At 41.2% G+C, this 26557-nt stretch carries 28 protein-coding genes and 2 tRNA genes; 12 read left to right on the forward strand and 18 right to left on the reverse strand.

Going from position 1 to position 26557, the window contains the following annotated elements:
• The 3 genes from hemC to E0409_RS10660 all read right to left on the reverse strand — a co-directional run bounded on the left by hemC (nt 1) and on the right by E0409_RS10660 (nt 2975).
• Complete coding sequence (gene hemC, locus E0409_RS10650) at nt 1–918, reverse strand: hydroxymethylbilane synthase (RefSeq protein ID WP_131290659.1); 918 nt, start codon at nt 916–918, stop codon at nt 1–3.
• A gap of 108 nt (nt 919–1026) precedes the next feature.
• Nucleotides 1027–1767 (reverse strand): LytR/AlgR family response regulator transcription factor, encoded by a 741-nt coding sequence (locus E0409_RS10655; protein ID WP_131290662.1) that lies wholly within the window; start codon nt 1765–1767, stop codon nt 1027–1029.
• 53 nt (nt 1768–1820) lie between these two features.
• The gene (locus E0409_RS10660) at nt 1821–2975 is read right to left on the reverse strand and encodes a sensor histidine kinase (protein WP_131290665.1); all 1155 of its coding nucleotides are present in this window, start codon (nt 2973–2975) and stop codon (nt 1821–1823) included.
• Between E0409_RS10660 and argH the strand changes: the two genes are divergently transcribed.
• On the forward strand, nt 2966–4396 hold the full coding sequence (gene argH / locus E0409_RS10665; RefSeq protein WP_131290668.1) for an argininosuccinate lyase: 1431 nt from the start codon (nt 2966–2968) through the stop codon (nt 4394–4396). The two genes, E0409_RS10660 and argH, sit on opposite strands and share 10 nt — an antisense overlap.
• Before the next feature lie 11 nt (nt 4397–4407).
• On the forward strand, nt 4408–4677 hold the full coding sequence (locus E0409_RS10670) for an oxidative damage protection protein (protein ID WP_131290671.1): 270 nt from the start codon (nt 4408–4410) through the stop codon (nt 4675–4677).
• 748 nt (nt 4678–5425) lie between these two features.
• Here E0409_RS10670 and pgsA read toward each other — a convergent pair.
• The 3 genes from pgsA to uvrC form a co-directional block, all read right to left on the reverse strand.
• Nucleotides 5426–6013: a CDP-diacylglycerol--glycerol-3-phosphate 3-phosphatidyltransferase gene (gene pgsA / locus E0409_RS10675; protein WP_131290674.1), complete on the reverse strand. Its 588-nt coding sequence runs from the start codon at nt 6011–6013 to the stop codon at nt 5426–5428.
• Between the two features lie 109 nt (nt 6014–6122).
• Nucleotides 6123–6917 (reverse strand): acyl-CoA thioesterase, encoded by a 795-nt coding sequence (locus E0409_RS10680; protein WP_131290677.1) that lies wholly within the window; start codon nt 6915–6917, stop codon nt 6123–6125.
• Nucleotides 6918–7026: 109 nt separating this feature from the next.
• Complete coding sequence (gene uvrC / locus E0409_RS10685; protein ID WP_131290680.1) at nt 7027–8826, reverse strand: excinuclease ABC subunit UvrC; 1800 nt, start codon at nt 8824–8826, stop codon at nt 7027–7029.
• Nucleotides 8827–9016: 190 nt separating this feature from the next.
• Here uvrC and E0409_RS10690 point away from each other — a divergent pair, with 190 nt between their 5' ends.
• From E0409_RS10690 to E0409_RS10705, 4 genes are all read left to right on the forward strand, one after another.
• Entirely contained in the window at nt 9017–10066 is a 1050-nt protein-coding gene (locus E0409_RS10690) for an AAA family ATPase (protein ID WP_131290685.1), read from the forward strand.
• A gap of 490 nt (nt 10067–10556) precedes the next feature.
• Entirely contained in the window at nt 10557–12710 is a 2154-nt protein-coding gene (fadB, locus tag E0409_RS10695; RefSeq protein WP_131290688.1) for a fatty acid oxidation complex subunit alpha FadB, read from the forward strand.
• 12 nt (nt 12711–12722) lie between these two features.
• On the forward strand, nt 12723–13895 hold the full coding sequence (fadA, locus tag E0409_RS10700; RefSeq protein WP_131290691.1) for an acetyl-CoA C-acyltransferase FadA: 1173 nt from the start codon (nt 12723–12725) through the stop codon (nt 13893–13895).
• 139 nt (nt 13896–14034) lie between these two features.
• On the forward strand, nt 14035–14916 hold the full coding sequence (locus E0409_RS10705; RefSeq protein ID WP_131290695.1) for a viperin family antiviral radical SAM protein: 882 nt from the start codon (nt 14035–14037) through the stop codon (nt 14914–14916).
• A 42-nt stretch (nt 14917–14958) separates the two neighbouring features.
• Here the strand turns inward: E0409_RS10705 and E0409_RS10710 are convergent, their stop codons facing one another.
• The 4 genes from E0409_RS10710 to E0409_RS10725 form a co-directional block, all read right to left on the reverse strand.
• Nucleotides 14959–15261, reverse strand: coding sequence for a hypothetical protein (locus E0409_RS10710; protein WP_131290698.1), 303 nt, complete (start codon nt 15259–15261; stop codon nt 14959–14961).
• On the reverse strand, nt 15252–15716 hold the full coding sequence (locus E0409_RS10715; RefSeq protein ID WP_131290701.1) for a hypothetical protein: 465 nt from the start codon (nt 15714–15716) through the stop codon (nt 15252–15254). The genes E0409_RS10710 and E0409_RS10715 overlap by 10 nt, the downstream gene beginning before the upstream one ends.
• A gap of 97 nt (nt 15717–15813) precedes the next feature.
• A complete protein-coding gene (tehB, locus tag E0409_RS10720) occupies nt 15814–16683 on the reverse strand; it encodes an SAM-dependent methyltransferase TehB (protein WP_131290704.1) in 870 nt (289 codons plus the stop codon).
• Between the two features lie 204 nt (nt 16684–16887).
• Complete coding sequence (locus E0409_RS10725; RefSeq protein ID WP_131290707.1) at nt 16888–17160, reverse strand: hypothetical protein; 273 nt, start codon at nt 17158–17160, stop codon at nt 16888–16890.
• A gap of 426 nt (nt 17161–17586) precedes the next feature.
• On the opposite strand from E0409_RS10725, the gene E0409_RS10730 reads away from it, so the two are divergent.
• The gene (locus tag E0409_RS10730; protein WP_131290709.1) at nt 17587–18075 is read left to right on the forward strand and encodes a hypothetical protein; all 489 of its coding nucleotides are present in this window, start codon (nt 17587–17589) and stop codon (nt 18073–18075) included.
• A gap of 97 nt (nt 18076–18172) precedes the next feature.
• Here the strand turns inward: E0409_RS10730 and E0409_RS10735 are convergent, their stop codons facing one another.
• The 6 genes from E0409_RS10735 to E0409_RS10760 all read right to left on the reverse strand — a co-directional run bounded on the left by E0409_RS10735 (nt 18173) and on the right by E0409_RS10760 (nt 21448).
• Nucleotides 18173–18703 (reverse strand): protein-tyrosine phosphatase family protein, encoded by a 531-nt coding sequence (locus E0409_RS10735; RefSeq protein WP_252151807.1) that lies wholly within the window; start codon nt 18701–18703, stop codon nt 18173–18175.
• A 270-nt stretch (nt 18704–18973) separates the two neighbouring features.
• Complete coding sequence (locus tag E0409_RS10740; protein ID WP_131290712.1) at nt 18974–19708, reverse strand: class I SAM-dependent methyltransferase; 735 nt, start codon at nt 19706–19708, stop codon at nt 18974–18976.
• Nucleotides 19709–19735: 27 nt separating this feature from the next.
• On the reverse strand, nt 19736–20161 hold the full coding sequence (locus tag E0409_RS10745; RefSeq protein ID WP_131290715.1) for a hypothetical protein: 426 nt from the start codon (nt 20159–20161) through the stop codon (nt 19736–19738).
• Nucleotides 20162–20323: 162 nt separating this feature from the next.
• Nucleotides 20324–20399, reverse strand: a tRNA-Phe gene (locus E0409_RS10750).
• Nucleotides 20400–20534: 135 nt separating this feature from the next.
• Nucleotides 20535–20610 (reverse strand) — tRNA-Phe (locus E0409_RS10755).
• 460 nt (nt 20611–21070) lie between these two features.
• On the reverse strand, nt 21071–21448 hold the full coding sequence (locus tag E0409_RS10760) for an acetyl-CoA sensor PanZ family protein (RefSeq protein WP_131290718.1): 378 nt from the start codon (nt 21446–21448) through the stop codon (nt 21071–21073).
• A 95-nt stretch (nt 21449–21543) separates the two neighbouring features.
• Here E0409_RS10760 and hisB point away from each other — a divergent pair, with 95 nt between their 5' ends.
• The 5 genes from hisB to E0409_RS10785 all read left to right on the forward strand — a co-directional run bounded on the left by hisB (nt 21544) and on the right by E0409_RS10785 (nt 25325).
• Nucleotides 21544–22137 carry an imidazoleglycerol-phosphate dehydratase HisB gene (gene hisB / locus E0409_RS10765; protein WP_131290721.1) on the forward strand — a complete coding sequence of 198 codons (594 nt, stop codon included), beginning with the start codon at nt 21544–21546 and terminating at the stop codon, nt 22135–22137.
• Nucleotides 22137–22754, forward strand: a complete 618-nt coding sequence (hisH, locus tag E0409_RS10770; RefSeq protein WP_131290724.1) for an imidazole glycerol phosphate synthase subunit HisH — start codon at nt 22137–22139, stop codon at nt 22752–22754. The genes hisB and hisH overlap by 1 nt, the downstream gene beginning before the upstream one ends.
• Nucleotides 22755–22864: 110 nt before the next feature.
• Complete coding sequence (locus E0409_RS10775) at nt 22865–23542, forward strand: 3'-5' exonuclease (RefSeq protein ID WP_131290727.1); 678 nt, start codon at nt 22865–22867, stop codon at nt 23540–23542.
• Between the two features lie 67 nt (nt 23543–23609).
• Nucleotides 23610–24341, forward strand: a complete 732-nt coding sequence (gene hisA / locus E0409_RS10780) for a 1-(5-phosphoribosyl)-5-[(5-phosphoribosylamino)methylideneamino]imidazole-4-carboxamide isomerase (protein ID WP_131290730.1) — start codon at nt 23610–23612, stop codon at nt 24339–24341.
• Between the two features lie 81 nt (nt 24342–24422).
• Nucleotides 24423–25325: a DMT family transporter gene (locus E0409_RS10785; protein ID WP_131290733.1), complete on the forward strand. Its 903-nt coding sequence runs from the start codon at nt 24423–24425 to the stop codon at nt 25323–25325.
• 175 nt (nt 25326–25500) lie between these two features.
• Here E0409_RS10785 and E0409_RS10790 read toward each other — a convergent pair whose 3' ends face one another.
• Nucleotides 25501–25893 (reverse strand): DUF4870 family protein, encoded by a 393-nt coding sequence (locus tag E0409_RS10790; protein ID WP_131290737.1) that lies wholly within the window; start codon nt 25891–25893, stop codon nt 25501–25503.
• Nucleotides 25894–25923: 30 nt separating this feature from the next.
• Entirely contained in the window at nt 25924–26547 is a 624-nt protein-coding gene (locus tag E0409_RS10795) for a DUF1294 domain-containing protein (protein WP_131290741.1), read from the reverse strand.
• Nucleotides 26548–26557 lie beyond the last annotated feature (10 nt).

The following is a 26557-nucleotide window of genomic DNA, read 5'->3' on the forward strand; positions in this document are numbered from 1 at the left end:
TTAATAGAGCGCTTTAAGCAAATCACCCGCACCTTGTTCCAGCAATTGCTGTGCGAGACTCACCCCTAACTGTTCAGCTTGTTCTGGTGTACCACTGAGTTCAACTTTTAACAGGGTTAAACCATCCACACTCCCCACACGGCCTTCTATATGGAGTTGCCCTTGATTTAAAGTGGCATATCCTGCGATTGGCACTTGGCAACCGCCTTCTAAATAAGCATTGAAAGCGCGTTCTGCACGAACACAGACATCGGTTTCATCATGTAAAAGCGGCAAGATAAGATCCAGTACCGCTTGGTCTGTCGTACGACATTCCAAGCCGAGTGCGCCCTGTCCAACTGCTGGCAAACTAATTTCAGGTTGCAGAGTATGACGAATACGTTCAGCCAACCCCAAGCGTTTTAAACCCGCACTCGCCAAAATAATGGCATCGTACAAACCTGAATCCAGTTTCGATAAACGCGTTCCAACATTTCCGCGCAAATCAATAATATTTAAATCAGGACGTTGTTTTAAAATCTGGGATTTACGGCGTAGGCTTGAAGTCCCGACTTTTGCACCCTGTGGTAATTCATCAAAACTGTGATAGGTATTGGAAACAAAAGCATCCAGGGGATCTTCACGTTCACAAATCACTGGCAAGCTCAAACCTTCAGGCAAAGCCATAGGGACATCTTTCATCGAATGAACAGCCAAGTCTGCACGACCATCCAGCAATGCTGCTTCTAACTCTTTAACAAATAAACCTTTACCACCAATTTTTGCCAAAGGCGTATCCAGGATTTTGTCACCCTGAGTCACGAAGGTTACCAACTCAACTTTAAGATCAGCATGCAATGCCTCTAAACGGGCACGAATATGTTCAGCCTGCCATAATGCAAGCGGGCTTTGTCGAGTTGCAATCTTCAAAATCTTCATAAATTTTAGAAACAGTCAATGTAAGTACGTTATTCTAAACTTAACGTGCTGACTTGAAAATGCAAGTGAATTTGCACAGTTGTTGTCACCAAAATCATGAAAACAGTTTTAAATTTTTTGTATTCGTTCTCTTAGATTGGGTAAATGGCGCCGGCTGACCGCCAGGCGCTCCTCTAATTCACGACAACGTACTTGATACTGGCCTGAACTAACGACTTCGAGTCCATCTAGAAAATGCACTGAAACCAAGGCATTACGATGAATTCGAACAAATTGGTCGCCAAATTCATTTTCCAGGTCTTTTAAAGTTTCATCAATCAGTACACTGCCATTTTTATGACGTACCGTGACATATTTTTGATCTGCTAAAAAATAATAAATATTTTCCACAGGCACCAACTCTACCCCACGGTAGGTTTTTGCCACAATTTGGTGGCGTTTTATATTGATTTCGTTCATATCTTCTTTTTGTTTTAAAATGCTCATTTGTGCTTGAGTCAGTTTGGTTAAATGGTCTAAAACCTGTTGTAATTCTTGCTGCATCACCGGTTTTAATAGATAGCCTTCTGCATGCGACTTAAATGCATCCAATGCATGTTCATCATAAGCAGTACAAAAAATAATCGCTGGCATAGGCTCAAGCTGACGCAAATACTGTGCACAGCTTAAACCATCAATTTCAGGCATTTGAATATCTAACAACACGACATCTGGTTCATAAAACTGAACCATATCAATCGCCTGTTGACCATGAGTTGCGGTTGCAACCACTTGATGTCCCAGTTGTGTGACTAAACGTGATAAGCGCTCTACAGCGAGAGGTTCATCATCACAAATCAGGATGTCCATTTTTCCTCCTTTCACAGTTACCATGATTTTTTTTATAGGTTAACTATGATTTTTTATTTATATCGATATTGCACAACTGTGGTAAATATTCCCTTTCCCGCGTATGTCTGAAAGATCACAGTCCGTCCATAATAAGCCTTTAGACGCTGTTTCACATTTTCAACTGCAATACCATTTCCTTGTCGTATATTTATTTTATCCTGTGTATGGGGGTTAGTAATGACTATATTGACTTGATTTTGCAATATTTCAACCAATATGCTTATCGTACTCTTTGTTAAAAATTTTTCAACTCCATGAAAAATACTATTTTCCACTAAAGGTTGTAAAGTTAATAACGGAATTTGTATCTGAGAAAACAGAACTTCATTGTCATATTTCCACTCTACGCTTAAACGATCCCCCAAACGCATCTGCTCAATGGCTAAATAATGCTGACATAATTCAATTTCATCTTTTAAGCGAACCAGTTTAAGTTCTTTAAAACTCGCACGAAATAGCCGTGATAAATTCAGTAACATTTGCTCTGCTTTATCCGGATCAATGGTAATTAAACTGATTACCGTATTTAAACTGTTAAACAGAAAATGCGGATGAATTCGCGCTTGCATGGCCTGAATACGTGCATGTAATTCACTATTTTGCTGACGTGCCGATTGCTCTCGCAAATACAGATAGCGGAAACAGAATGTCCCGATCAGCACGCCATAACTGAGATGCAGCACCACACCATCCAGTAAAACATCGCTGCTTAAATTGTGAATTTGAAAATTTTGTCCAAAATAAATCAAACCATTCAGCATGATGGTGGTCAATAAAATAATCATCTGCAACAGAATAAAGCCAACACCTAAGGCTTGCCCAAAACTTAAAGGCTGAATTTTTTTCTGAAACAGCTCAACCAATCCGACAAAAGCCAGTAAAACCCAGTTAATGAACAACATATACTGCACTAAACGCCCTACACTTAAGGCCGTCCATGATTGTGCTTCTGCCAAAGCTAAAATCATCGCCAAAATATTACTGGCAATAAATAATTCGATTAAATGTTGCCAACGCCCTATTTTCGTAAAAAAATAAGCGTATGGTTTATTTCCCTGTGTATCAGCAAAACTTTGCTCGTCTTGTCCTTCGGCAAGTGAACCTGAATTTGTTATACTCTTTTTAGTTCTAATGCTTTTTATCCTATTGAGCCGACATGACCACATCTTCTAATTCCTCAAATCCGTCACAAACCCAAACTTCGGGTATGTGGGGCGGTCGTTTCTCTGAAGCGACGGACGCTTTTGTTGCTGAATTTACAGCATCTGTACAATTTGACCAACGCTTTTATAAACAAGATATTGCAGGCTCTATTGCACATGCAACCATGCTTGCAAAAGTTGGCGTACTTACCGAGCAAGAACGTGACGATATCATCACTGGCTTGACGGCTATTCAGGCTGATATTGAATCGGGCAACTTTGAATGGCGCATTGACCTAGAAGATGTCCACATGAACATTGAGTCTCGCTTGACTCAGCGTATTGGCATCACAGGTAAAAAACTACATACCGGTCGCAGCCGCAACGACCAGGTTGCAACCGATATTCGTTTATATGTACGTGACGAAATTGATGCGATTTTAAAATTGCTGGAAAAATTACAAAAAGGCATTTTGGGCTTAGCGGCAAAAAATACCACTACGATTATGCCAGGCTTCACTCATCTGCAAACGGCACAGCCAGTGACTTTCGGTCACCATTTAATGGCGTGGTTTGAAATGCTGGTACGTGATTCTGAGCGCTTAATTGACTGCCGTAAACGTGTTAATCGTTTACCATTAGGTTCTGCTGCTTTGGCAGGTACAACTTACCCAATCGAACGTGAATACACAGCACAGCTTTTAGGTTTTGAAGCAGTTTGCGAAAACTCGTTAGATGCAGTGTCTGACCGTGACTTTGGTATTGAATTCAATGCTGCTGCATCTTTAATCATGATGCATTTATCACGTATGTCTGAAGAAATGATTTTGTGGACTTCTGCACAGTTCAAATTTGTGAACATTCCAGATCGTTTCTGCACAGGCTCTTCAATTATGCCGCAGAAGAAAAACCCGGATGTACCTGAATTGATTCGTGGTAAAACAGGCCGTGTTTATGGGGACTTAATGAGCTTATTAACGCTGATGAAAGGTCAACCATTAGCATATAACAAAGACAACCAAGAAGACAAAGAACCATTATTTGATGCCATCGACACCGTTCGTGGTTCATTGATGGCATTTGCCGACATGATTCCTGCATTGGTTCCAAATATCGAAATCATGCGTGAAGCAGCACTTCGTGGTTTCTCAACCGCAACCGATCTTGCAGATTATCTGGTTAAAAATGGCGTGGCTTTCCGTGATGCGCATGAAATTGTCGGTAAAGCGGTTGCATTAGGTGTTCAAGAAGCTAAAGATTTGTCTGAGCTAACACTTGAACAACTGCAACAGTTCTCTGACTTGATCCAAGCGGACGTATTTGAAAAAGCATTGACTCTTGAAGCATCTGTCAATGCACGTAACCACATTGGTGGTACTGCACCTGCGCAAGTCGAGGCTGCCATTGCTCGTGCCTACACACGCTTAGAAAAACTTTACGCTTAAGGAAGAATGATATGTCTCGACAAGTTTTTTGCCGTAAGTATCAAACAGAAATGGAAGGTTTAGACTTTGCCCCCTTCCCGGGTGCAAAGGGTCAGGAATTGTTTGATACGGTATCTAAACAGGCCTGGCAAGAATGGCTTAAACACCAAACCACGCTGATCAATGAAAAGCGTTTAAACGTGTTTGAACCGGATGCGAAAAAGTTTCTTGAAGAACAGCGTGAAAAATTCTTTAGTAACGATGAGTCACTAGAAAAAGCTGAAGGCCTAAAGCCTGAGTAAAATTTAAAGCGCTGCTTTAAATTTTACTCAAGACAAGCGAAGCGCGTAGTTTTGATTGTCAAAAGGGAATCTAAAAAGATTCCCTTTTTAGCTTAGGAGCACTGCTCCGCCACGCCGCAAGACCTAAAGCTATGCTTTAGGTGAGCAAGACAAACACCGAAGATGTGCGTAGGCTTTAATTTGAAAGAAATCCCCTAAAAATAGGGGATTTCTTTTTTCGCTGCTTTCTTTTTACGCAAGACAAGTGAAGCGCGTAGTTTCTAATGTCATAAAGGAGCCTTTAAAAGACTCCTTTTTTTATTTTTGGAAGCACTGCTCAACCCTTAGGAATATATTCCGCAAGATGAGAGCCTAGGCTTCGAATGAAAATTAGGACACTACCTTTATTTCCTGCAAGAGAAGCACCGAAAGCACGCGCAAGCTTTAATCCGCAAAGAATTCCCTTTATTAAAGGTTTTTGAAATGCGATTTTTTACATCTAGAAATAACTGTAAATCAAAGATACATTTCTCAATAAATCTCTACATTACAATACAATAACCTACATGAAGGATAGAAGGCATTATCCTATAATCAGTTTCAAGAAGATGGTTAAACATCTTATAAAAACTATAAATATACCCGATTTCAATCCTAGGTTTCCCCCAAAATCTAGGATTTTTTTTGTGTTCAGATTTTGACATTACCTAAAAGTAAGATCAAAAAAACACCCTGAAACGGGTGCTTTTACTTAATTTTTAAATCTAATTTAGGGCTGTTTTAAATACGGCCATGCAGCTTTCAAATAAATAAACATGGACCACAACGTCAGAATCACCGCGGTATACAATAAAAGATAAGCCAAAGTATCAAGCGGCTGCCAGTTCAGTAAAAACACTGAAATCGCAATCATTTGAAACGCCGTCTTATATTTACCGACGGTGGATACTGCAACACTGGTACGTGCCCCTAATTCAGCCATCCACTCACGCAAAGCAGATACGGTAATTTCACGTGAAATAATTACAATCGCTGCAAATGCCATGGACATACTTGGTTGCCATTGCACCAAAACAATCAGTGCAGCTGCGACCATTAACTTGTCCGCTACCGGGTCAAGAAAACGACCAAAGGCTGAGGTTTGATTCAGTGAACGAGCCAAATAACCATCGAACCAATCGGTTACCGCAGCAACGACAAAAATCGCCGTTAAAATAATGTGACGAGTCATGTTACTGTCTTGCTCAGCAACACCAACTGCAGGCGGCCAGTAAGCCACCAACAAAAAGACAGGTATTAAAGCTATACGCGCCAAAGTCAAGATATTTGGAATATTCAGGATGCGACCTGTAGTCATAGACACCGCCAATTTTTCCCCTTTATGTACAATGAAAAACCACACATATTTTGAGGATGGATTCATCGTTAATTCAGACTCACTTTATACGAATTGCTATAAAGTGTCACTAGGCAAACACGGTAACTGTCTGTCTGGAAATCGCAATCAGTCGATTCTCGGCATCCCAAAGATGAGCATATTCAGTGGAATACCCTTCTGCTGCATAATCGGTAAATACTTTATATTTAAACCAATCTTGCACATGATTATTCAAAGGGTGAACATAAGTCACGTGCCAGGTTAGTGAACTAGCCGGTGCGAAGGTTTTAAACATCGGCAATACCCCCGGTGGCCACATATCAAATGCCACCATCAAATCAGCCACGGTCATTTCCCGGTTGTCATGCCGCTCAGGATTAAAACGCATCCAACCACTAAAATCAGGATTTTCACTAGCGGTACATGGATATTGACCATCCACCCAGACCAAGTCCATCTGTCCAAAACATTCCGGGGCTAAAGGATGATGCTCCGCAATGTTTAATTGCTCAGGCCTAGGAAATTCAGGTGCAAGTTGTTCCTGTTGCACTAAAATAACCGACTGGCGATGCGTACCAAAACTGGCAATCAAGATGCTTTGCACGGCATTGTCCTGCCAGAGCCGCACTTCAACCGTGGTGACAGACTTGCCTTGACGCAAGATTTCAGCACTTAATCGAACCGGTGCCATTTGCACTGGACCGACAAAAGTGACACTGGTACTTAACAGCTGCTTTTCCGCATCTGCAACAGCAAGCAAGGCTTTTTGCATCATCATCCCTGCGACCAAACCGCCATAAATGGTGCGCCCCTGTAACCAGCCTTGCGGAATATCGACCCACTCATCCTGTTCAATTGCAGTAAATAATTGGCGCAGTGACATCCTTCGTCCTTTGGAATTTTTAATTTGCTCTATCTTTCACTTATTTTTAACTGTTGTGAATGATCAATGACTGCTGCGTCAGTGAGCACTTTGGCCAATCTGCCTGAATTTATTCATGCAAAACTTTATAAATGGTTCTCGCCATCACATCGCCTAAACCGGGAACCAGTTTTAAGTCATTTTCCGAAGCTTTCAATACGCCTTGAATCCCGCCAAAATGGGTCAGCAAATCACGGCGGCGTTTCGGACCAAGACCCGGAATCACTTCCAGGACCGATGAACCACGTTTCTTGTCACGTTTGGCACGGTGTTTGGTAATGGCAAAACGATGTGCTTCATCACGCACCTGCTGAATTAGATGCAGCGCTTTATGATCTTCAGGCAACTGGATTTTTGTGCCATCGGTAAAATGTAAGGTTTCCAGTCCCGGTTTACGCCCCTCACCTTTGGATACCCCGACCATAAAGGCATCCAGTCCCAAATCCTGCATTACTTGCATCGCCATATGTAATTGGCCTTTACCGCCATCAATCAGCAGTAAATCGGGCAACATGGCTTTTTTATAGCGACGGGTCAGCGCTTGGCGCATAGCCGCATAATCATCCCCGCCGGTAATATCATCAATGGAAAACTGGCGATAATCACGTTTCCGTGCACCGCCCGAATCAAATACCACACAGGACGCAACCGTTGCTTCACCCATGGTATGCGAGATGTCAAAACATTCAATCCGGTCAATCGGACGCCCGACCACCTGTTCTAACTGATGGAAACGCTCATTCAGTTCAAAATGATTGGCCAACTGTCCTTTAATGGCATGCTGCACATTCATATTGGCCAGTTCCAGCCACTCGGCACGTGTTTCCCGCACATTGGACTTGATCTGCACTTTCTTGGCGAATTCCTGTTGTAGCGCCTGTTCCAATTCTTTACGATCGGGGATCTCGACATTGACAATCAGCTCGGCAGGCACTTCATCGGCCACCTGAAAATAAAAGTTTGCCATGAAATCAGACAGCATTTGTCCCAGATCATCGCCCAGCATATCCGGGAAATAGCTTTTACCACCCAGCATTTTACCATTGCGCACATGCATGATCTGCACACAGGTCACCCCGGCATGGTAGGCAATCGCCAGAATATCGGCTTCACCTTTGAGTTTATAAATCGCCTGCTGTGATTGAACGTCACGTAGCAATGCCATACGGTCACGGTAAAATACCGCTTTTTCAAATTCCAAAGCTTCTGCCGCAGCTTCCATTTTGGCAATCAGTTCCTGATTCAGCTCTTTGGTATCGCCCTGTAAAAAGCGAATCGAATTTTTGACATCTTCCTGATAATCTTCAGGCGAAATTAAGCCGACACAAGGCGCAGTACAGCGTTTGATCTGATACTGCAAACACGGGCGTTTACGCTGGGCAAAATAGCTGTTTTCACACTGCCGCACATTAAACAGTTTTTGTAGCACCACCAGTGTATCCCGGGCATTATAGGCACTCGGATACGGTCCAAAAAACTTGCCGACCTGATGTTTGCCCTTGCCACGACCGGCAGCAATACGCGGGTATGGCTTGTCACTGGACACAAAAATATAGACATAAGATTTGTCGTCGCGCAGCATGATGTTGTACGGCGGACGATGCAGCTTGATCAGGTTCTGTTCGAGCAATAAGGCTTCGGTTTCCGAGCGCACCACCAGTGTTTCAATATCATAAATACGCGCCACCAAAGCCTGTGTTTTGGGATGCTCGATGGTTTTAACGAAATAGCTGGACACACGGTTTTTTAGATTCTTGGCTTTACCGACATACAGCAGTTCACCGTCTTTGCCCAACATCCGGTAAACCCCGGGCAAAGTGGTCATATTGGCTAAAATTTTTTCAATATTTTTACGTGCGTTTTCGTTCACATTCAGCCTTATTCACAATGATGTCTGCTTTGCTACATGATGTGATGGTTTTCACGCCATTTTCAAGCCAATTCAGGATTTTCCTCATCATCAAACAAAGTTCCAGCAATCACCTGATTGCTAAAAGCTATAAGTAAATCTGGCTTATTTTGCTATGCTCGAGCCATCTGAAGAATTTGGATCAAACTGAATGACGACCCACAATCATGCCATGCATATCGTTAAACCCGTCACTGCAACGCATAGCACATCTGAAAAAGATAAACTGATGGGCAAGCCTCGTTTTCATTTTGAACCACTTGAGGTCATGCAGCTGTTGAAGCAGCGCATTATTGGACAGGATGCAGCCCTGAATGAAATTGAAAAAATGCTGCATGTGGTCAAAGCCGATTTTTCCAGTCCTGAACGTCCGCTATCGGTGACTTTAATGCTGGGGCCAACCGGTGTGGGTAAAACTGAAACGGTACGCCTGATCGCTGAAGCCATCTATGGCCGCCCGGATGCTTTTTGCCGCATCGATATGAATACCCTGGCGCAAGAGCATTATGCCGCTGCGATTACCGGTGCACCTCCCGGTTATGTCGGTTCTAAAGAAGGTCATAGCCTGTTTGATGAAACTGCCATTGCCGGTTCACATACCCGTCCCGGGATTGTGCTGTTTGATGAGCTGGAGAAAGCCTCGACTGAGGTGATTCGTGGCTTAATGAATATACTGGATACTGGAAAACTCACTTTAACGTCTGGCACAAAAACCATCGACTTTCGTAACTGCATGATCTTTATGACCAGTAATGTCGGTGCACAAGCTGCGCAGCAATATCTGGATAAACTGAATTTTTTGCCGAAAAAAATGCAGGATATTTGCCTTAAAAAAATACCAACCCAAACCATTATTGAAAAAGTGATGTTTAAAAAATTCGATCCTGAATTTTTAAACCGGATTGATCGTACCCTGCATTATCAAGCAGTTCAGGATGATGCTTTACCGAAATTGGTCGAGATTGAACTGGAAAAATTCAATCAACGCCTGCAACATCAAAAGCGTGCTGTGGTTTTAACCGATACCGCCAAAGCACACTTCTACAAAAATCACGATATTCGTTTTGGCGCACGCCATTTGGCTCGAAAAATGCGCACCGAACTGGAACCGATTCTGGCGATTTATTTTTTAAATTATCCGGAAAAAGCGCAGCTCACGGTGAGCCATACGGATGGGCAATTGATGATTCAACCGGAATAACCATCTAAATAACCCTCTATGCAGTCAAACATTTGGCAGAGTATTTGACTGCAAACTATGTTCAGTTTTATTCAAATGAAATACGCGTCAACGCTGCTGATTTGCAATATTCAGCTTAAAACTTTGCAACAACGACGACTTCATTGAGTGAAAAATTGAGCTCAATTGACCTTTTTGACTAAAACTGACCAATAAAAAACTTGAAATTGGAAACTTACACCCGATCTAAATAGCCATGAAATGATTAAAAAACCTTAATTTAAACAAAAAGTTCATCACATTTTTACAAAGCACAGTAAAAGCAGAGCTGTCCACTACAAGGGTATGTTGAAAAAAAATTGATGACCCTTGCGTCACCGCTTGATACAACTTGTTATGTTCTTTTTGGATATAGTTATCGTAAGATTAGCGAAGCTCGATGTGCGCGGGAAATGCGTACATGCTTCAAAACATCAACTTAATAAGTCCTCCAAAATAAAGGAGATCAGGCATGATCCACGCTGGCAATGCCATTACCGTCCAAATGCTTTCGGACGGAATTGCAGAATTCCGCTTTGACTTACAAGGTGAGTCGGTCAACAAATTTAACCGCGCAACGATTGAAGACTTTAAAGCGGCGATTGAGGCTGTTAAAGCCAATAGCGACGTTAAAGGTTTAATCGTTACCTCTGGTAAATCAACATTTATCGTAGGTGCAGACATCACTGAATTTGGTGATAACTTTGCTCAGGGCGAAAAAGCAATTGTGGATTGGGCGATGCCTGTTCACGAAATCTTCAACAGCTTTGAAGATTTAGAAATTCCTAAAGTTGCTGCAATCAATGGTATGGCATTGGGCGGTGGTTTTGAGATGTGCCTGGTATGTGATTACCGTGTCATGTCTGAAGCTGCTCAAGTCGGCCTTCCAGAAATCAAACTTGGTATCTTCCCGGGCTTTGGTGGTACGGTTCGTTTAAGCCGTTTGATTGGTATTGACAATGCGGTTGAATGGATGGCGATGGCTAATCCTAAACGCCCTGATGCTGCACTGAAAGACGGTGCTGTTGATGCGGTGGTTGCTGCTGACAAACTTCAAGCAGCTGCAATTGACTTGGTAAAACAAGCGATTGCTGGTCGCCTAGACTGGAAAGCAAAACGTCAGGAAAAACTAGATCCAGTTAAACTTAGCCCAATCGAACAGATGATGGCGTTTAACTCTTCTAAAGGCGTGGTTCTTGCAAAAGCAAACCCTGCTCAATACCCTGCGCCTAAACTTCTGCTTGATTCTTTACAAGCGGGTGCAAGCCTTCCACGTAATGAAGCATTAAAAGTTGAAGCGGAAGGTTTTGCTAAAGCTGCGGTAACGCCACAAGCGGGTGCATTGATTGGTTTATTCCTCAATGACCAGCTGGTGAAAAAGACCTCGAAGAAACATGAGAAAGGTGCGCATCCTGTAAACCAGGCAGCTGTTCTAGGCGCAGGTATCATGGGTGGCGGTATTGCTTACCAAGCGGCAAGCAAAGGCACACCAATCATCATGAAAGACATTGGTAACCCGCAACTTGCATTGGGTATGTCTGAAGCGAACAAATTATTGACCAAACAAGTTGAACGCAAAAAAATGACCCCTGCGAAAATGGGTGAAACTTTGGCGCGTATTCGCCCGACTTTAAGCTTGGAAGAGTTTAAAGAAGTGGACATCGTGATCGAAGCCGTGACTGAAAATCCTAAGATCAAAGCTGCGGTTCTTGCGGACACTGAAAAATCAGTGCGTGAAAACACCATCATTGCATCCAATACCTCTACGATTTCAATCACACGTTTGGCAGAAAGCCTACAACGTCCTGAAAACTTCGTCGGCATGCACTTCTTTAACCCAGTTCACATGATGCCTTTGGTCGAAGTGATCCGTGGTGAGAAAACATCAAGCGAGGCGATTGCAACGACTGTAGTTCTTGCTCAGAAAATGGGTAAAACACCAATCGTCGTGAATGACTGCCCGGGCTTCCTAGTAAACCGTGTATTGTTCCCTTACTTCGGTGCGTTTGACTTATTGCTTAAAGATGGTGCTGACTTCCAGCAAATCGACAAAGTGATGGAAAAATTCGGCTGGCCTATGGGTCCTGCTTACTTGATGGACGTTGTCGGTATCGATACGGGCGTTCACGGTGCAGAAGTCATGGCTGAAGGTTTCCCTGACCGTATGAAACCGGACTTCAAAGGTTCGATTCAAACCATGTACGAAGCAAAACGTTTAGGTCAAAAGAATGACGTTGGTTTCTACAAATACGAGTTAGACCGTAAAGGCAAGAAAGCGAAAAAAGTTGATCCTACAGCGTATGAATTGATTGCATCTGTAGTGACTGGCGAAAAACGTGAATTTGACGCGCAAGAAATCATTGACCGTATGATGCTGGCTTTCTGTAACGAAACTGTTCGTTGCCTGGAAGACAACATTGTAGCGACTGCTTCAGAAGCAGACATGGCGATGATCATGGGTGTAGGTTTCCCTCCATTCCGTGGCGGTCCAGCACGTTATATCGACCAAACTGGTGTTGCTGAATATGTTGCACTTTGCGACAAATATGCACACTTAGGTAAAGCTTATGAAGCGCCACAAATGTTGCGTGACATGGCTGCTAACAACAAAAAATTCTACGGTTAAGGAGCAACGTGAATGGCTACTTTAAATCCACGTGACGTTGTCATCGTTGATGGCGTACGTTCAGCAATGGGTAAAACCAAAAACGGTATGTTCCGCAATGTACGTGCTGACAGCTTATCTGCTGAATTGGTTCGTGCCTTGGTTGCTCGTAACCAGTTTGATGTCAATGAAGTTGAAGACCTGATCTGGGGCTGTGTAAACCAAACCCTAGAACAAGGCATGAACATTGCCCGTAACATTGGTTTATTGGCAGACTTACCAAAAACTGTTGCAGGTCAAACGATTAATCGTCTTTGTGGTTCTTCAATGCAGGCAATCCACGCTGCTGCGGCGCAAATTGCGACCAACCAGGGTGATATCTTCATCATTGGTGGTGTAGAGCACATGGGCCACGTTGGCATGATGCACGGCATCGACATCAACCCAGAAGCATCTAAGCACTATGCAAAAGCGTCTAACATGATGGGCTTAACCGCTGAAATGTTAGGCCGTATGAACGGCATTAGCCGTGAAGAACAGGATGCGTTTGGTGTTGAATCTCACCGCCGCGCTTGGGCTGCAACGCAAGAAGGTCGTTTTAAAAACGAAATTATTGGTGTTGAAGGTCATGATCAGAACGGTTTCAAAATCCTGTGCGACATCGACGAAGTGATTCGTCCAGATGCTAACCTTGAAGCGTTCCAGGCTTTACGTCCAGCATTTGATCCGAAAGGCGGTACAGTGACTGCGGCTACATCTTCAGCGTTGTCTGATGGTGCTTCTGCAATGTTATTGATGTCTGCTGAACGTGCTCAAGCATTAGGTCTTAAGCCACGTGCTGTGATTCGCTCTATGGCGGTTGCAGGTTGTGATGCAGCAATCATGGGTTACGGTCCAGTTCCTGCAACGCAAAAAGCGTTGAAACGTGCTGGCTTGTCGATTGCTGACATTCAAACTTTTGAATTGAACGAAGCATTTGCTGCACAAGGTTTGTCGGTTCTTAAAGGCTTAGGCATTTATGACCAGCAAGACCGTGTGAACTTGAACGGTGGTGCAATTGCATTAGGTCACCCATTGGGTTGTTCTGGTGCGCGTATAACAACGACATTGCTGAACGTTATGGAGCAACAAGATACACAAATCGGTCTTGCGACCATGTGTATCGGTCTTGGTCAAGGTATCGCAACGATTATCGAACGTGTTTAATATTTAATTAAATACTGAGATAAAAAAAACCCCGCTTAATGCGGGGTTTTTTGTCCCTTATTTGTCCCCCAGAATACATCTACTAAATATTATTATTAATTTAAGGAATTATCTGACCACTCTTATTATCGAGAAAATAATGACAAATTTAGTTGTTAATTGGCACATTACTGAAGCTTGTAATTATCAATGTTTTTATTGTTTTGCAAAATGGAAAAAAAATGAGAATAGAGAACTTATTCATGATAATGAAAAAGTTCTCAAATTAGTTAAAGAAGTATCACTACTACCAATGATTATCAATCAAGTTCATGGAACTAACTTTACGGGGATTCGTCTTAATTTGGTTGGTGGTGAAACTTTTCTTTATAAGCAAAAGATTTTAGGAATAATTAAAGAAGCAAAAAAATATCATTTTGAATTATCAGCTATTACCAATGGCACTGTATTAGATGATGAATTAATTAAAATCATTGGAAATGAATTTTTATCTATAGGCTTTAGCGTTGACTCTCTAAACAAAAATACCAATAAAGAAATAGGTAGAACTGTGAAAAATATGCCAATGGATGCTGATGAAATTCTAAAAAAAATCAATCTACTAAGAACATTAAGCCCTAATATAGAAATTAAAATAAACACCGTAATCAATGAATTAAATAAATTAGAAGACTTTAATTCATTTATTACAAAAGCTTCTCCAACTAAATGGAAAATTTTTAAAATGCTTCCAATATTGACAGAGGAAAACTCTATCAACAACGATGATTTTTATAACTTTATAAATAGACACACCAAATTTAAGAAAATTATTTATTCAGAAAATAATGATGAAATGACCCACTCTTACTTAATGATTGATCCTCTTGGTCGCTTTTTTCAAAATAATGAACTTCTTCATGGTTACGACTACAGCCAAAGCATTTTACAAATAGGTGTAGAGACTGCTGTAAAGCAAATTAAATTTAATATTCATAAGTTTGCTAAGAGAGCAAACTTAATGCCTATTATTTCCTTATAAGCCAAATGCATAAAAGTAAGAGATTTTTTAAATCTCTTACTTTTATAAGTTCCTAATTAATCTAGTTACCTTTAAATCAAAAATTTTCATTTCTGTATCAGTATTGTTCTTTTCCCAAAGTTTGTACTCTAAAAAGAAATTATACTTTTTAAAATTATCTTCTTTTTTCAATGTAACCGTACCAGCCCTGGCACGCTGTATTTCTTTTTTTAATTTTTCATAAAAAGTATCATCACCATTTGAAAAATCATCACTAAATGTTTTTAATTCTCCTTCATAACAAATTTCCAATAACTCTAGAAATCGAGTTACGTGCTCATTTTTCTTATTTTCATTTAACGACATTCTCTATAGCTCTCATTTACGATGACATCACTCAGTTTTCCAGTTCTCGGATAATCTGTTCTTTCAACAATATAAGTCACAAAGCACGTGCATGTTTTAGCAATCTTTTCAGAAGACCAATTTGACTTTAACTTCGAGTAATTTGCTTTACAGTTTCGATCAAAAACTTCAATCTGCCAATCAGACCAATTCGTATTTAATTCTGTGTAGCTAATGTTAGATGATTTTAGTCTTTCCTGAATTTGATCAATACCAAATGCTCCCACCACGCCAATAAAGACAGAAGCCGTTAAAATAGAAATTATTTTAGAATCCTTTTGTTCTTTATTAATAACCAATAAATCATTTCTACAAGTTCCGCATTTATAAATTCCCTGACGACCAATCTCAATAACCCTATTTGTTGAATTGCATTTACTACATGTTAAATAGCCATTTGTCTCTATTTCACTCATCGCGGTTATTTCTTGTATACTTTAACTAAATATTAAAATATTTTAAATCATATAGATACAATATAAAATTACTAATCTAAAATATAATTATTAATAACTATACTTCAACTCTCTGCGCCAACAAGGTCGCAAAATACTGTTTAATCCGATTTCCCTGCGCATCGACCCGGTGCAACTCACCGATATCTTCATTGTATTTCACAATTTTCCAGCCTTCGTACAAAGCGCTTAACTCCCCGGCTTTAAATGCAAAAGGAAAGTCAGGCTGTGCAGGAATATCATCTGTATCCATCGCACAGACAATCAGGTTAAAACCATTCACATTAGTCGCTTGTTGCATCTGTGCAATGAGGGGTTTCACCGTTTTGGCTTGCAAAAACATCATCACCACAGTACAGCAAATAAAGTCATAACAACCTGTAATGCTTGGGTCTGCATTTAAATCACGCTGCTGTACATGAATATTATCAATCTGCTCGCTCTGAATAATCTGCCTCAACTTTTGCAGACTGTTTTCATTGACATCCCAGGCATCCACTTCAAAACCATGCTGACTTAAATACAGCGCATTACGCCCCTGCCCGCAGCCGACATCCAAAGCACGGCTACCTTGCAAATACGGCGTAGCAGCCAAGATTTCTGAGTGAGTGGGTGAAAGCTGATACTTTTTATAAAAATAATCTTGTGGCGTACAGTAAAACTTGAGCTGACATTGCACATCATCACTGGCAGAAACAATCTTGTGCCATGCCTGTGGCTCAATAAAAGGAGGTTGCTGCTCTGAGCTAAACACATGCTCGGACTGTACGCTACCCGATTCATCCAGCATGGCAAAATGCAGCTCACCTTTTAATACGGTCAGTTTTGCCCAGGTACCGGCTTTGGTATTGTGCTGATTTTTAAAACCTTGCGGAATACTCTGCTGTGTCCAGACAGGAAGTTCTTTATAACAAATAAGCTGTTGCATAAAAGACTGCACTCCAAAGCATCGGTGGTTGGGCTGAAATCAATTCGCTGACGATGTTTTAGCATAGCCCGTTCAACCGCAGATTGAAATAAGCTGCTTGCATTCCATTTATGCATACTCCCTGCCGGATCAAAAGCAAAAAACTGCCCGGTACGGACAGTTTTTTTTTGGGGGGGGCTTTAAAAAGCTAGATAAAAATATTTTTTACTGCAACAGTTCTTCGCGCAACCATTCCATATATTTTTCTTTGTCCATAAAGTCGGGGGCACTGCCCGTGTCCAGACTGAAATATTGCTGATTGAACTGAATCACAATCTGCTCGGTATGATGCCAGCCTTCAATCATTTCAAAGTATTGATTGAAGAAAAAACGATTTTTACCCCTGTTGTTTAAGCTTTCTAGTTTTGGATAGTTTTTATTAGCAACAAACTCACTATACACATGCTGAATATCATCAAAAACATGTATGGTTTTCATGACTCACCTGCCTAGATTTTATGTTGTGATTTTTGCGACCGTTTTAATCTAGCAACAAAATTTGAACAGCAGATGACAGCACTATTGCAAAACTGTCATGTTTGAAAGGATGAAATGGTTTTGTTCAACTGCATGAGAACTTTTCTGGACAAAAACCAAAGCTTGCAACCCATTCAACATCAATAATAAAAAATTAAATCATGAGCATCATCAAGAATATCCATTGCTATTCCATCAAATCTAGATGGGACTACAAACTCAAACATGTGTAACCACTCTGCAACATCCTGTTATCACTCTGTAAATTTAGTTGAATATTCACACAACTAAACCTCATTAAGTCCTTCACTTTAAAAAGATGAGCATCTCAGGCGTTAATATAAAAAGTACAAAATTTCTCTTTATTCTCACAATTGAGTAATCACCATGAATACGATTAAAACTACTTTGGCTATCGCTTTGGTTGCAGCGACTACATCTGCTATAGCTGCTACCACTGTAGAAACAACTCCAGTAGCTCAAGTAGCCGCGCTAAAAGCACAAGTAAAAGCAGATACCATTCAGACCGCCAGCACTGTTAAAGCAGCAGCTGCAATAACAAAAGAAAAAGCTGAAGTGAAAAAAGAAATTGCTGCAGAAAAAACAGTTGCTGCAAAAAATGCAGCAGTCGCTAAAGCGGTTAACGTAAAAGATGTAACTGCGACTAAAACCGTAGCGGCTAAAAATGCAGTTGCAGCTAAAACTGTTGTGGCTAAAGACGTGACTGTTGCTAAAGCAACTGAAGCAAAAGACGCGACTGTTGAAAAAACTGCTGAAGTTAAAGAAGTGACTGCTGAAAAAGCGGATGCTGTTAAAACTGAAGTAAAAGCCGAGAAAAAATCATTCTTCTCTTGGTTTAAAAAATCTGCTGCTTAATCTGCGGTAACGTATTTTAGCCGTAAAAAAAGGATGCCATTGATGAGCATCCTTTTTTTAGTGATAAGGAAAAAATTTGTATCTAAATACTGCCTAACTAGCGAATGCCATTATTCGGTATCGTTCTTCGCTGTTGTTGCAACTCTCTGATTGCTTCATTTAGCGAAGTATTTTCCAAAATACCCAATGAAAGTTGCTCTCGAGCAATTTGCACAGTGGTTGCGTTACGGTCTATACCAAAATTCGCGAGTATAATATACAAGCCTTCTCTTGGATCAGCTGATTGCAAACCTTGTGCAATGGCCAAAACATATTGCTGCAATGCCAATGGCAAGCTGTTTATATCTGGCATTGGTCCATCAGGCACAAAATCTATCGTCGCTACAATAGTGGGATCAACAACAAAGTTTTGAGTATCCATCTGGATCTGCATAATTCGATGCTCCAAAGCTCTCTCTTGTTGAGGGTCTTCTTTATATTGAATTAGGCGTGTGGTTTCAGCTCTTAACTCAGATTCTGTTAAGGGACTTAATCCAGGGACATTCGCTATATCGGCAAAAGTAGAGGAAATGGAAAAACTTCCGACAAGCGCTACGATTGCGCAGGACAAATTTTTTAGGAGCTTCATGGCAGTTCTACTCAACAATGAATTGAAGTAAACAAACAACCGTCGACACCTGTAATTGTATAGCGTATGCGCCTTTCAGCCAATTTCCCCAGACCAGTGGTGTTGCGGGACATTCTAACTTTCGTTAAAAAACCATCTCATTTCATATCTTAAAAAACATCAGATCTGCTGCTATAAAAAAGCTGTACGCTGGATCATGTTTCTATAAATCAGATTTTTATCTCCTCCTGCTTATACTGTCCTTCCGATATAAAACCTCTGCCACAATGGTTATTTTTCTCGCATTCCAACGCGTAAAAGTACAGGAAATGTTACATCTAAATTTTCAGACACAGCCTGTAAAGCGTTTGAAATGAGTTGAAGCGGGTCATGATCATTTTTATCTTGATAATGCTTGAGTGCTGACCATGTTTTTAAATAGCTGATCAGCTGCTGTGGCGACCATTGATATTGCAAATACATCTCTGGCACAGTCTGCTCATAAAAAGGAAACGGAATGGTTTGATACAACTCATCAATATAACGGCGCTCACTGTCCCAATAGTCGTTTAAAATGTCAAAGTACAGTTGTTGAACCAAACTGTTAAGCGCAGCATCCTGCACCTCGATCAGGCCATAACCAATGGCAGCAAACACACCTTGCGGTTTAAGCACCCGTTTGACTTCTGTATAAAATGCGTCAAAGTCAAACCAGTGAATCGCTTGTGCCACAGTAACAAGATCAATGGATTGTGCAGGAATACTGGTCTGCTCGGCTGCTTGCACCTGATAGCTGACATTTTCAAAATAAGGCGCTTGCTGCAACTGTGCTTCACTGATATCAGTTGCGACCACATGATCGAAATACGGGGCTAATAATTGGGTGAATTGTCCAGACCCTGCCCCACAGTCCCATGCGAAACTCCGTTCCGGAACATACTTTAAAATTTCTTTCACAATTTGCATGGAATAATTTGGGCGGGCTTGTTTATAGCGAAGACTATGATTGGAAAACAGGTCTTTCATTTAATTATTCTCAAAATATTCCTTAATTTAATCAATCACCTGATCAATTTTAAAACTGGTTTGGGCAATCGGATTGAGCTGATCATTCAACTGATAATATTTAACATCGTAACTCCCCACTTTCCATCCATTAACTGGATTAAAGCTGACCCAGTTTTGCTCCCGATTGACACTGACCCGCTGTGGCATAAAAAACAGCACTTCCCCTGTAGACGGGTTGCTCCAGCGTACAAAGACCTGCTCGTTATTGGGTACTTTCCCCAAAGTATCAAAATGCGCAAATAGTTGCTGTCCGGCATAAATCTGCCTCGGTAACACACCACCTGCTGAATATTGTTGCTGCGTACTAACTGTGGCTTTACCTGCCAAGACTTCATTCGGATCATTTTTTGCATCAACAAATTCACTGACCAGACGTTTGGCAAATACGTGCTTATTTTGAATATTGGACAAGTCATAGCCCGGAAAGGATTGTTAAAGTGAATATTGAACATCCGGTTCTTTTCATTTTTTATTCTCGAATTGTTATTACGGTTATTTTATACGAAAAAAGTTCAGCCGAAAAAAATGCTGACAAAAAAAAACCTCAAACATTGTTTGAGGTTTTTTCAAATATGGTGGCGAGACCCAGGATCGAACTGGGGACACACGGATTTTCAATCCGTTGCTCTACCTACTGAGCTATCACGCCGATGCGGTGTATTAAGCCGTATCTGTCATCAATAGTCAATATAATTCATCACATTTTTATTTGATCGAATATTTTTTACCCAAAAAAAATCCCTGATGGGATCAGGGATTGAAATCTTGGAATAGATTTTGAATATGGTGGCGAGACCCAGGATCGAACTGGGGACACACGGATTTTCAATCCGTTGCTCTACCTACTGAGCTATCACGCCGATGTCGCGTATTAAACAGTTTAAGTGTTTTTCAGTCAAGTAGGTTTTATGCTTTTTTAAACAAGTGTTTATTTTTACAGCAAATCTCATGTTATTTGCTTATTTTTTATTTAAAACTCCATTTATTATTTAGCGACATGGCTATTTTTAACTTATAAAAAAACAGTCTCAAGGCTTCATGCTGATCAGTTAAAAGCTGTTTAATAAACTTGCTGGCTTTTTAGATCAAATATTCTGAGCACATGGACTCCTTACGAAACAGTGTTTCTCATTCGCCAGATGAGCAGTGAAGCTTCGCAAGAAAAGTATCTTAGGGTGCAGTGCCCTCATCCCTAAAACAATTGCGGATGACATTTCCGCGTATCAAATAACATGATGAATTCGCAATAAAAAAATGCCAGTCAATTTTTGAACTGACTGGCATTAGCCTCAAGGCTGCTTTTTTATAAGGGATTCAAGCCTAAATTTTTTCCAGATGCGCCAGACAACGATGAATGGCACCACACCCCGGTTCAAAAACTTTAACGCCTTTTTCTTCTTCCAGTCGGCAGACTTCGCTCACCAGTCGTTCTGCAACCCCGCGTCCACGGTTAGCCGGGTGCACTACAATATTTTCCAAAACTCTACTTTCCCCTTGTCCGGTACACCAAATCGCCCCAATCAACTTAGTATTAAATTCTGCTGTGTAAACTAAGGTATACTGAGCCAAGTTTTGCTCTAGTTGTTCAATGGCATCCTGCCCATCTCCAAATTCCGGGCTCGTGTCATACAGTCGCTCAAGCTGGCTGCGCACTTCGTCATTTTCTAGTGAAGTATAAGCATGTACGGTAATAGGCATTGATTAACCCTCCTGAGCAATCTAATATGCGATGATTTCGTCATCGCGAAAAATTTTTACATCATCATTTTTGACGTTTTTTGAGGAACGTGTCTATGACGCAACGTATCAGTGAAGTGGTAAGAAACACTAACGAAACCAAAATTCGAGTTCGGGTGAATCTTGATGGTACGGGTCAAGGCACCCTCAACACAGGTGTTCCATTTTTAGATCATATGATTGATCAAATCAAGCGACACGGCTTATTCGATATCGATATTCACTGTGATGGTGACCTGGATATCGATGATCATCATACAGTAGAAGACTGTGGGATCACACTCGGACAAGCATTTGCGCAAGCACTTGGCGACAAAAAAGGCTTAAAACGCTATGGTCATTTTTATGCACCACTGGATGAGTCTTTAAGTCGTGTCGTGGTCGATTTATCCGGTCGTCCGGGCTTGTTTATGGATATTCCATTTACACGTTCGATGATTGGTCGTTTTGATGTGGATTTATTCTCTGAATTTTTTCAAGGCTTTGTAAATCACGCGTTAATGACGTTGCACATTGACAACCTGAAAGGTAAAAACAGCCATCACCAAATCGAAAGCGTGTTTAAAGCATTTGCACGCGCTTTGCGTATGGCATGTGAAATTGATCCACGTGCAGAAAATACTGTTGCTTCAACTAAAGGTAGTTTGTAATGACCCGTATTGCCCTTCTTGACTATGGCATGGGAAATTTACACTCTGCAGCCAAAGCCCTGGAACATGTGGGCGCAACTGTAGATGTGACCAATGATCCCAAACTGATTGCCCAAGCCGATAAAATCGTATTTCCCGGTGTAGGTGCCATGCGTGACTGCATGCAAGGCATGCATGAAGCAGGTATTGATGAAGTGGTACGTAATGCCGTATTCAACAAGCCTGTTTTGGCAATTTGTGTCGGTATGCAAGCTTTAATGCAACGCTCTGAAGAAAATGGCGGTACCGATGCACTGGGTATTTTTGAAGGTGAAGTGAAACACTTCCCACACATGGATGGCCTCAAGGTGCCGCACATGGGCTGGAACCAAGTGCATCAGGTAGACCCAAGTCATCCAATGTGGAAAGACATTGAGCAGGATGCGCGCTTCTATTTCGTGCATAGTTTCTATGTTGAACCGAAAGATGCTGCCCTCGTTGCCGCAACCTGTGACTACGGTTTAAAATTCTGCACGGCATTGCATAAAGAAAACCTGTTTGCTACCCAGTTCCATCCAGAAAAAAGCCATACCGCTGGTTTGCAATTACTGAAGAACTTTGTGGAATGGGATATCTAAAGCTCTTCCAATCAGTTTTAAACAAAGCTCACTTCGGTGGGCTTTTATTTTGCCTAAACTCGGAAAAGCGATTAAGCTGAATTTAAAATAAATGACTGTATCGATTCATCATGGAAGAGCTTCTGCTTCAAACCTTACCCAGCAAAGAACAAATTCAGGCATTGCCTTTATTTCAGAATCTTCCCTTACAGCAGATTCATGTGATTCACAGCATTGAACAATGTCTTGCCCTTGAACAAGAGCTGAAAACCTGTGCATTACTTGGTTTTGATACCGAATCCAAACCCACATTTAAAGTCGGTGAAGTATCAACAGGACCGCATCTGATTCAATTGGCCACTCACGATACAGCCTATTTATTTCAAATTAACCCCGAAATATTAGCATTTCTAAAACCTGTTTTTGAAAATCGAGATCAAGTTAAAGTGGGCTTTGGCTTAAAAAATGATGCCCATCTGTTTCGTAAAAAAGGCATTGAGCTGAATAGCATGATTGAACTGTCTAAATGCTTCTCCGCCTTTGGTTTCCCCAATCCCATGGGGCTGAAAAATGCCATGGCACTTTTATTTCAGGTGAATTTTCCTAAAAGTAAAAAAATCAGCACCTCCAACTGGGCGCGCAAAATACTGACATCCCATCAAATTCAATACGCGGCTGCCGATGCCTATGCACCTGTACTGGTCTTTGAAAAATTACTTGATTTGGACTTACTTCCTAAACATATTCCCAACAGTTCATTAAAATTACGCATTCGCCCGAATAAAATAAAAGCTGAAACTGAGGCTTAGAGATTTAGCAATACTTTGCTAAGATGGCATACAACGAATTTAACGAGATTAGGCAAGGAGCGAAAGCATGCTGATCATCCCTGCAATTGACCTGAAAGATGGCAAATGTGTCCGTTTAAAACAAGGCCGTATGGAAGACGATACCGTATTTTCAGACGATCCAGTTGCAACTGCACAGCATTGGGTAAATGAAGGCGCGCGCCGCTTACATTTGGTTGATTTAAACGGTGCTTTTGCCGGAACGCCCATCCATAAACCTGTGGTTGAAGCGATTGCTAAAGCTCAACCTGACCTTCCAATTCAAATTGGGGGTGGTATTCGCTCGTTTGAAACCATCGAACATTACTTGGATGCAGGTGTATCTTTCGTCATTATCGGGACTAAAGCAGTTCAAAATCCTGAATTTGTTGAAGAAGCATGCAAGAAATTTACGGGTCACATCATTGTCGGTATCGATGCCATGAATGGCATGGTGGCAACCGATGGCTGGGCAAATGTCACTGATGTAAAGGCGACTGACCTTGCAAAACGCTTTGCAGATGCAGGTGTATCGAGCATTGTTTATACTGACATCGCCCGTGACGGCATGATGCAAGGTGTAAACATCGAACAGACTGTCAATCTTGCAGCCTATTCAGGTTTGCCGGTCATTGCTTCTGGCGGTGTAACCAATCTTGACGACGTTCGCAATTTAAAAGGCCAACCGGGCATTTTAGGTGCGATTACCGGTCGTGCCATTTACGAAGGCACACTGAACCTTCGTGAAGCGCAATCACTTTGGGATGATCAATCCATTTAATATGCTGATCCATCCTTAAGAGGTCTTCGGACCTCTTTTTTATTTTTTAGATTCTCAGATGAATTTCTCCCTCGTGTAAATATGTCAAATGCTCCTTCCTGGTTTAAAGCCAAAGCCCCACAACTTGCCTTAATTTTGATTACCATGATTTGGGGTGGATCATTCCTTACCGTGCAATACGGCTTAAATTTTGCCAGCCCGATGTTTTTTGTCGGCTATCGTTTTGCTGCAGCGATGTTATTTGTCTGTCTTTTTTCCTGGAAAGATTTAAGCGGTATAAATCTGAAAGAAATTGCTGCAGGTGCGTTGATTGGCCTGGTGATTGCCATTGGCTATGGTACGCAGACGATTGGATTGAAAACCATCAGTAGCAGTGAATCGGCTTTTTTAACTGCATTATATGTGCCTCTAGTGCCGATTTTATTATGGCTGTTGTTTCGTAAAATGCCACAAATCATGACTTGGTGCGGTGCAGGTTTAGCCTTTCTCGGTTTAGTGTTTTTAACCGGCAATGGCTTTGGTCAAATCCAGCTGAACTTTGGACAGCTGATTACTATTCTCGGTTCAATCGCCATCGCCCTTGAAATTATTCTGATTGGTTTCTTTGCAGGTAAAGTCAATGTTCGCCGTGTGACGGTGATTCAACTAGGATTTGCCTCGTTTTTTGCCTTTTGTATGATGCCTGTGGCCGGTGAAACATGGAATCCAGTATTTTCATGGCCACTTATTATCATTCTCTGTGGACTGGGATTGGCCAGTGCAGCCATTCAACTGGTGATGAACTGGGCACAGCGCGAGGTTGCCCCTTCACAAGCGGCAATCATTTATTCAGGTGAACCGGTTTGGGCAGCATTGATTGGTCGTATCGCAGGTGAACGTTTACCCTTACTTGCCATACTTGGCGGTGCTTTAGTGGTATTGGGTGTGATTGTAAGTGAATGGAAACCGAAATTTTTAAAGAAAAATAAAGAAGTGAATCCTTAAAAATTTAATTACTCTCTATAATCCTCACCCTAGCCCTCTCCCATAGGGAGAGGGAACAAACTAAATTAGGCGATAAAAAACAATGTTCTGCAAGTGAGAAGTAAGCTACCCATTTTTAAAACGATGTTATTTATAAAAAAGCAGCTTTACGCTGCCTTTTTATGATCAAACATTGTTATTGATACATTGGCTCATTATCATTCAAGCGAACAATGCCTTTGATGGCACGATAGACAATCCAGATCCAGGAAATCCCAATAACACTTAGACAGAACGTAGTTGCAATAAGTGCCACACCCGCGAAAAGATCAGTATTTTCACCCGTAAAAAATAAGAAAAAGAACGGAATAAAAGCGATAATATTCCAGAATAAATACCACCAGAAGGTCCGAATTTGCCAAGTAAAATGGCTTTCAAAAATAGAGCCGCGTACATCGCTGCGTTTGACATAATTAATGATTAATGCAATGACCGCAAGTAAGCCACCTGAAAAAATAGCAATAATATAAAGGATATAAAGAACTAAAGTTAGGGTACGATTGGAATCTTGATCGATAGAATAATTCATTGTTATACCTTTTAAAGTAAGCATTCTCCTTTAAAATTTAATGACATTTAAAGGAGAAATTAGCCATAAAATCAAAAGAATGTTTAAGGCTATAGTACAAAAATAAATCTTTCTAAATGGTTGTTTTTGTGTTTTATGGCGCATTTTCTCCTGTGCCAGCCATGCTGTAGGCCAGCCCCCAAGAAAGGATAAAATATGTAAGGTTTGTTCAGGCACACGGCGATTGCCCAGCAGAGCTGCCTCTTTATCTTGGGCATACATCCAGTAAGTCAGGGCATTAATAATGCTGATAAACAGCAACACCATTCCACTCAACATTCCCAATAGGGTGAAAACAGCTAAAGCCAAAATATAACCCACACAGGCGATTTGCATGGGTTTTAATTTTTGTTGTTGTACATTTAAATTTTTCGGTTTGGGCAATATTTTTTGTGTTTGCGATGCTTTGAGATACATCACCTGTTGTGCACGGAAACGCCCGTCCCCATCCAGTAATACCGTGTATTCAAGTGCACAACCAATAATAGGACGTGGACCTTGACGGGCAAAATCCTTAATGTGTAAAAACACGCGATCTTTCGAGGCATCATTCGGTTGAATAAACCCATAACCTTTATCATCAAACCATTCGACTAATCGCCCCTGATCGCGCATTTTTATTTCC

This window comes from Acinetobacter sp. ANC 4862 (assembly GCF_004336635.1).
In the GTDB taxonomy this organism is placed as follows: domain Bacteria; phylum Pseudomonadota; class Gammaproteobacteria; order Pseudomonadales; family Moraxellaceae; genus Acinetobacter.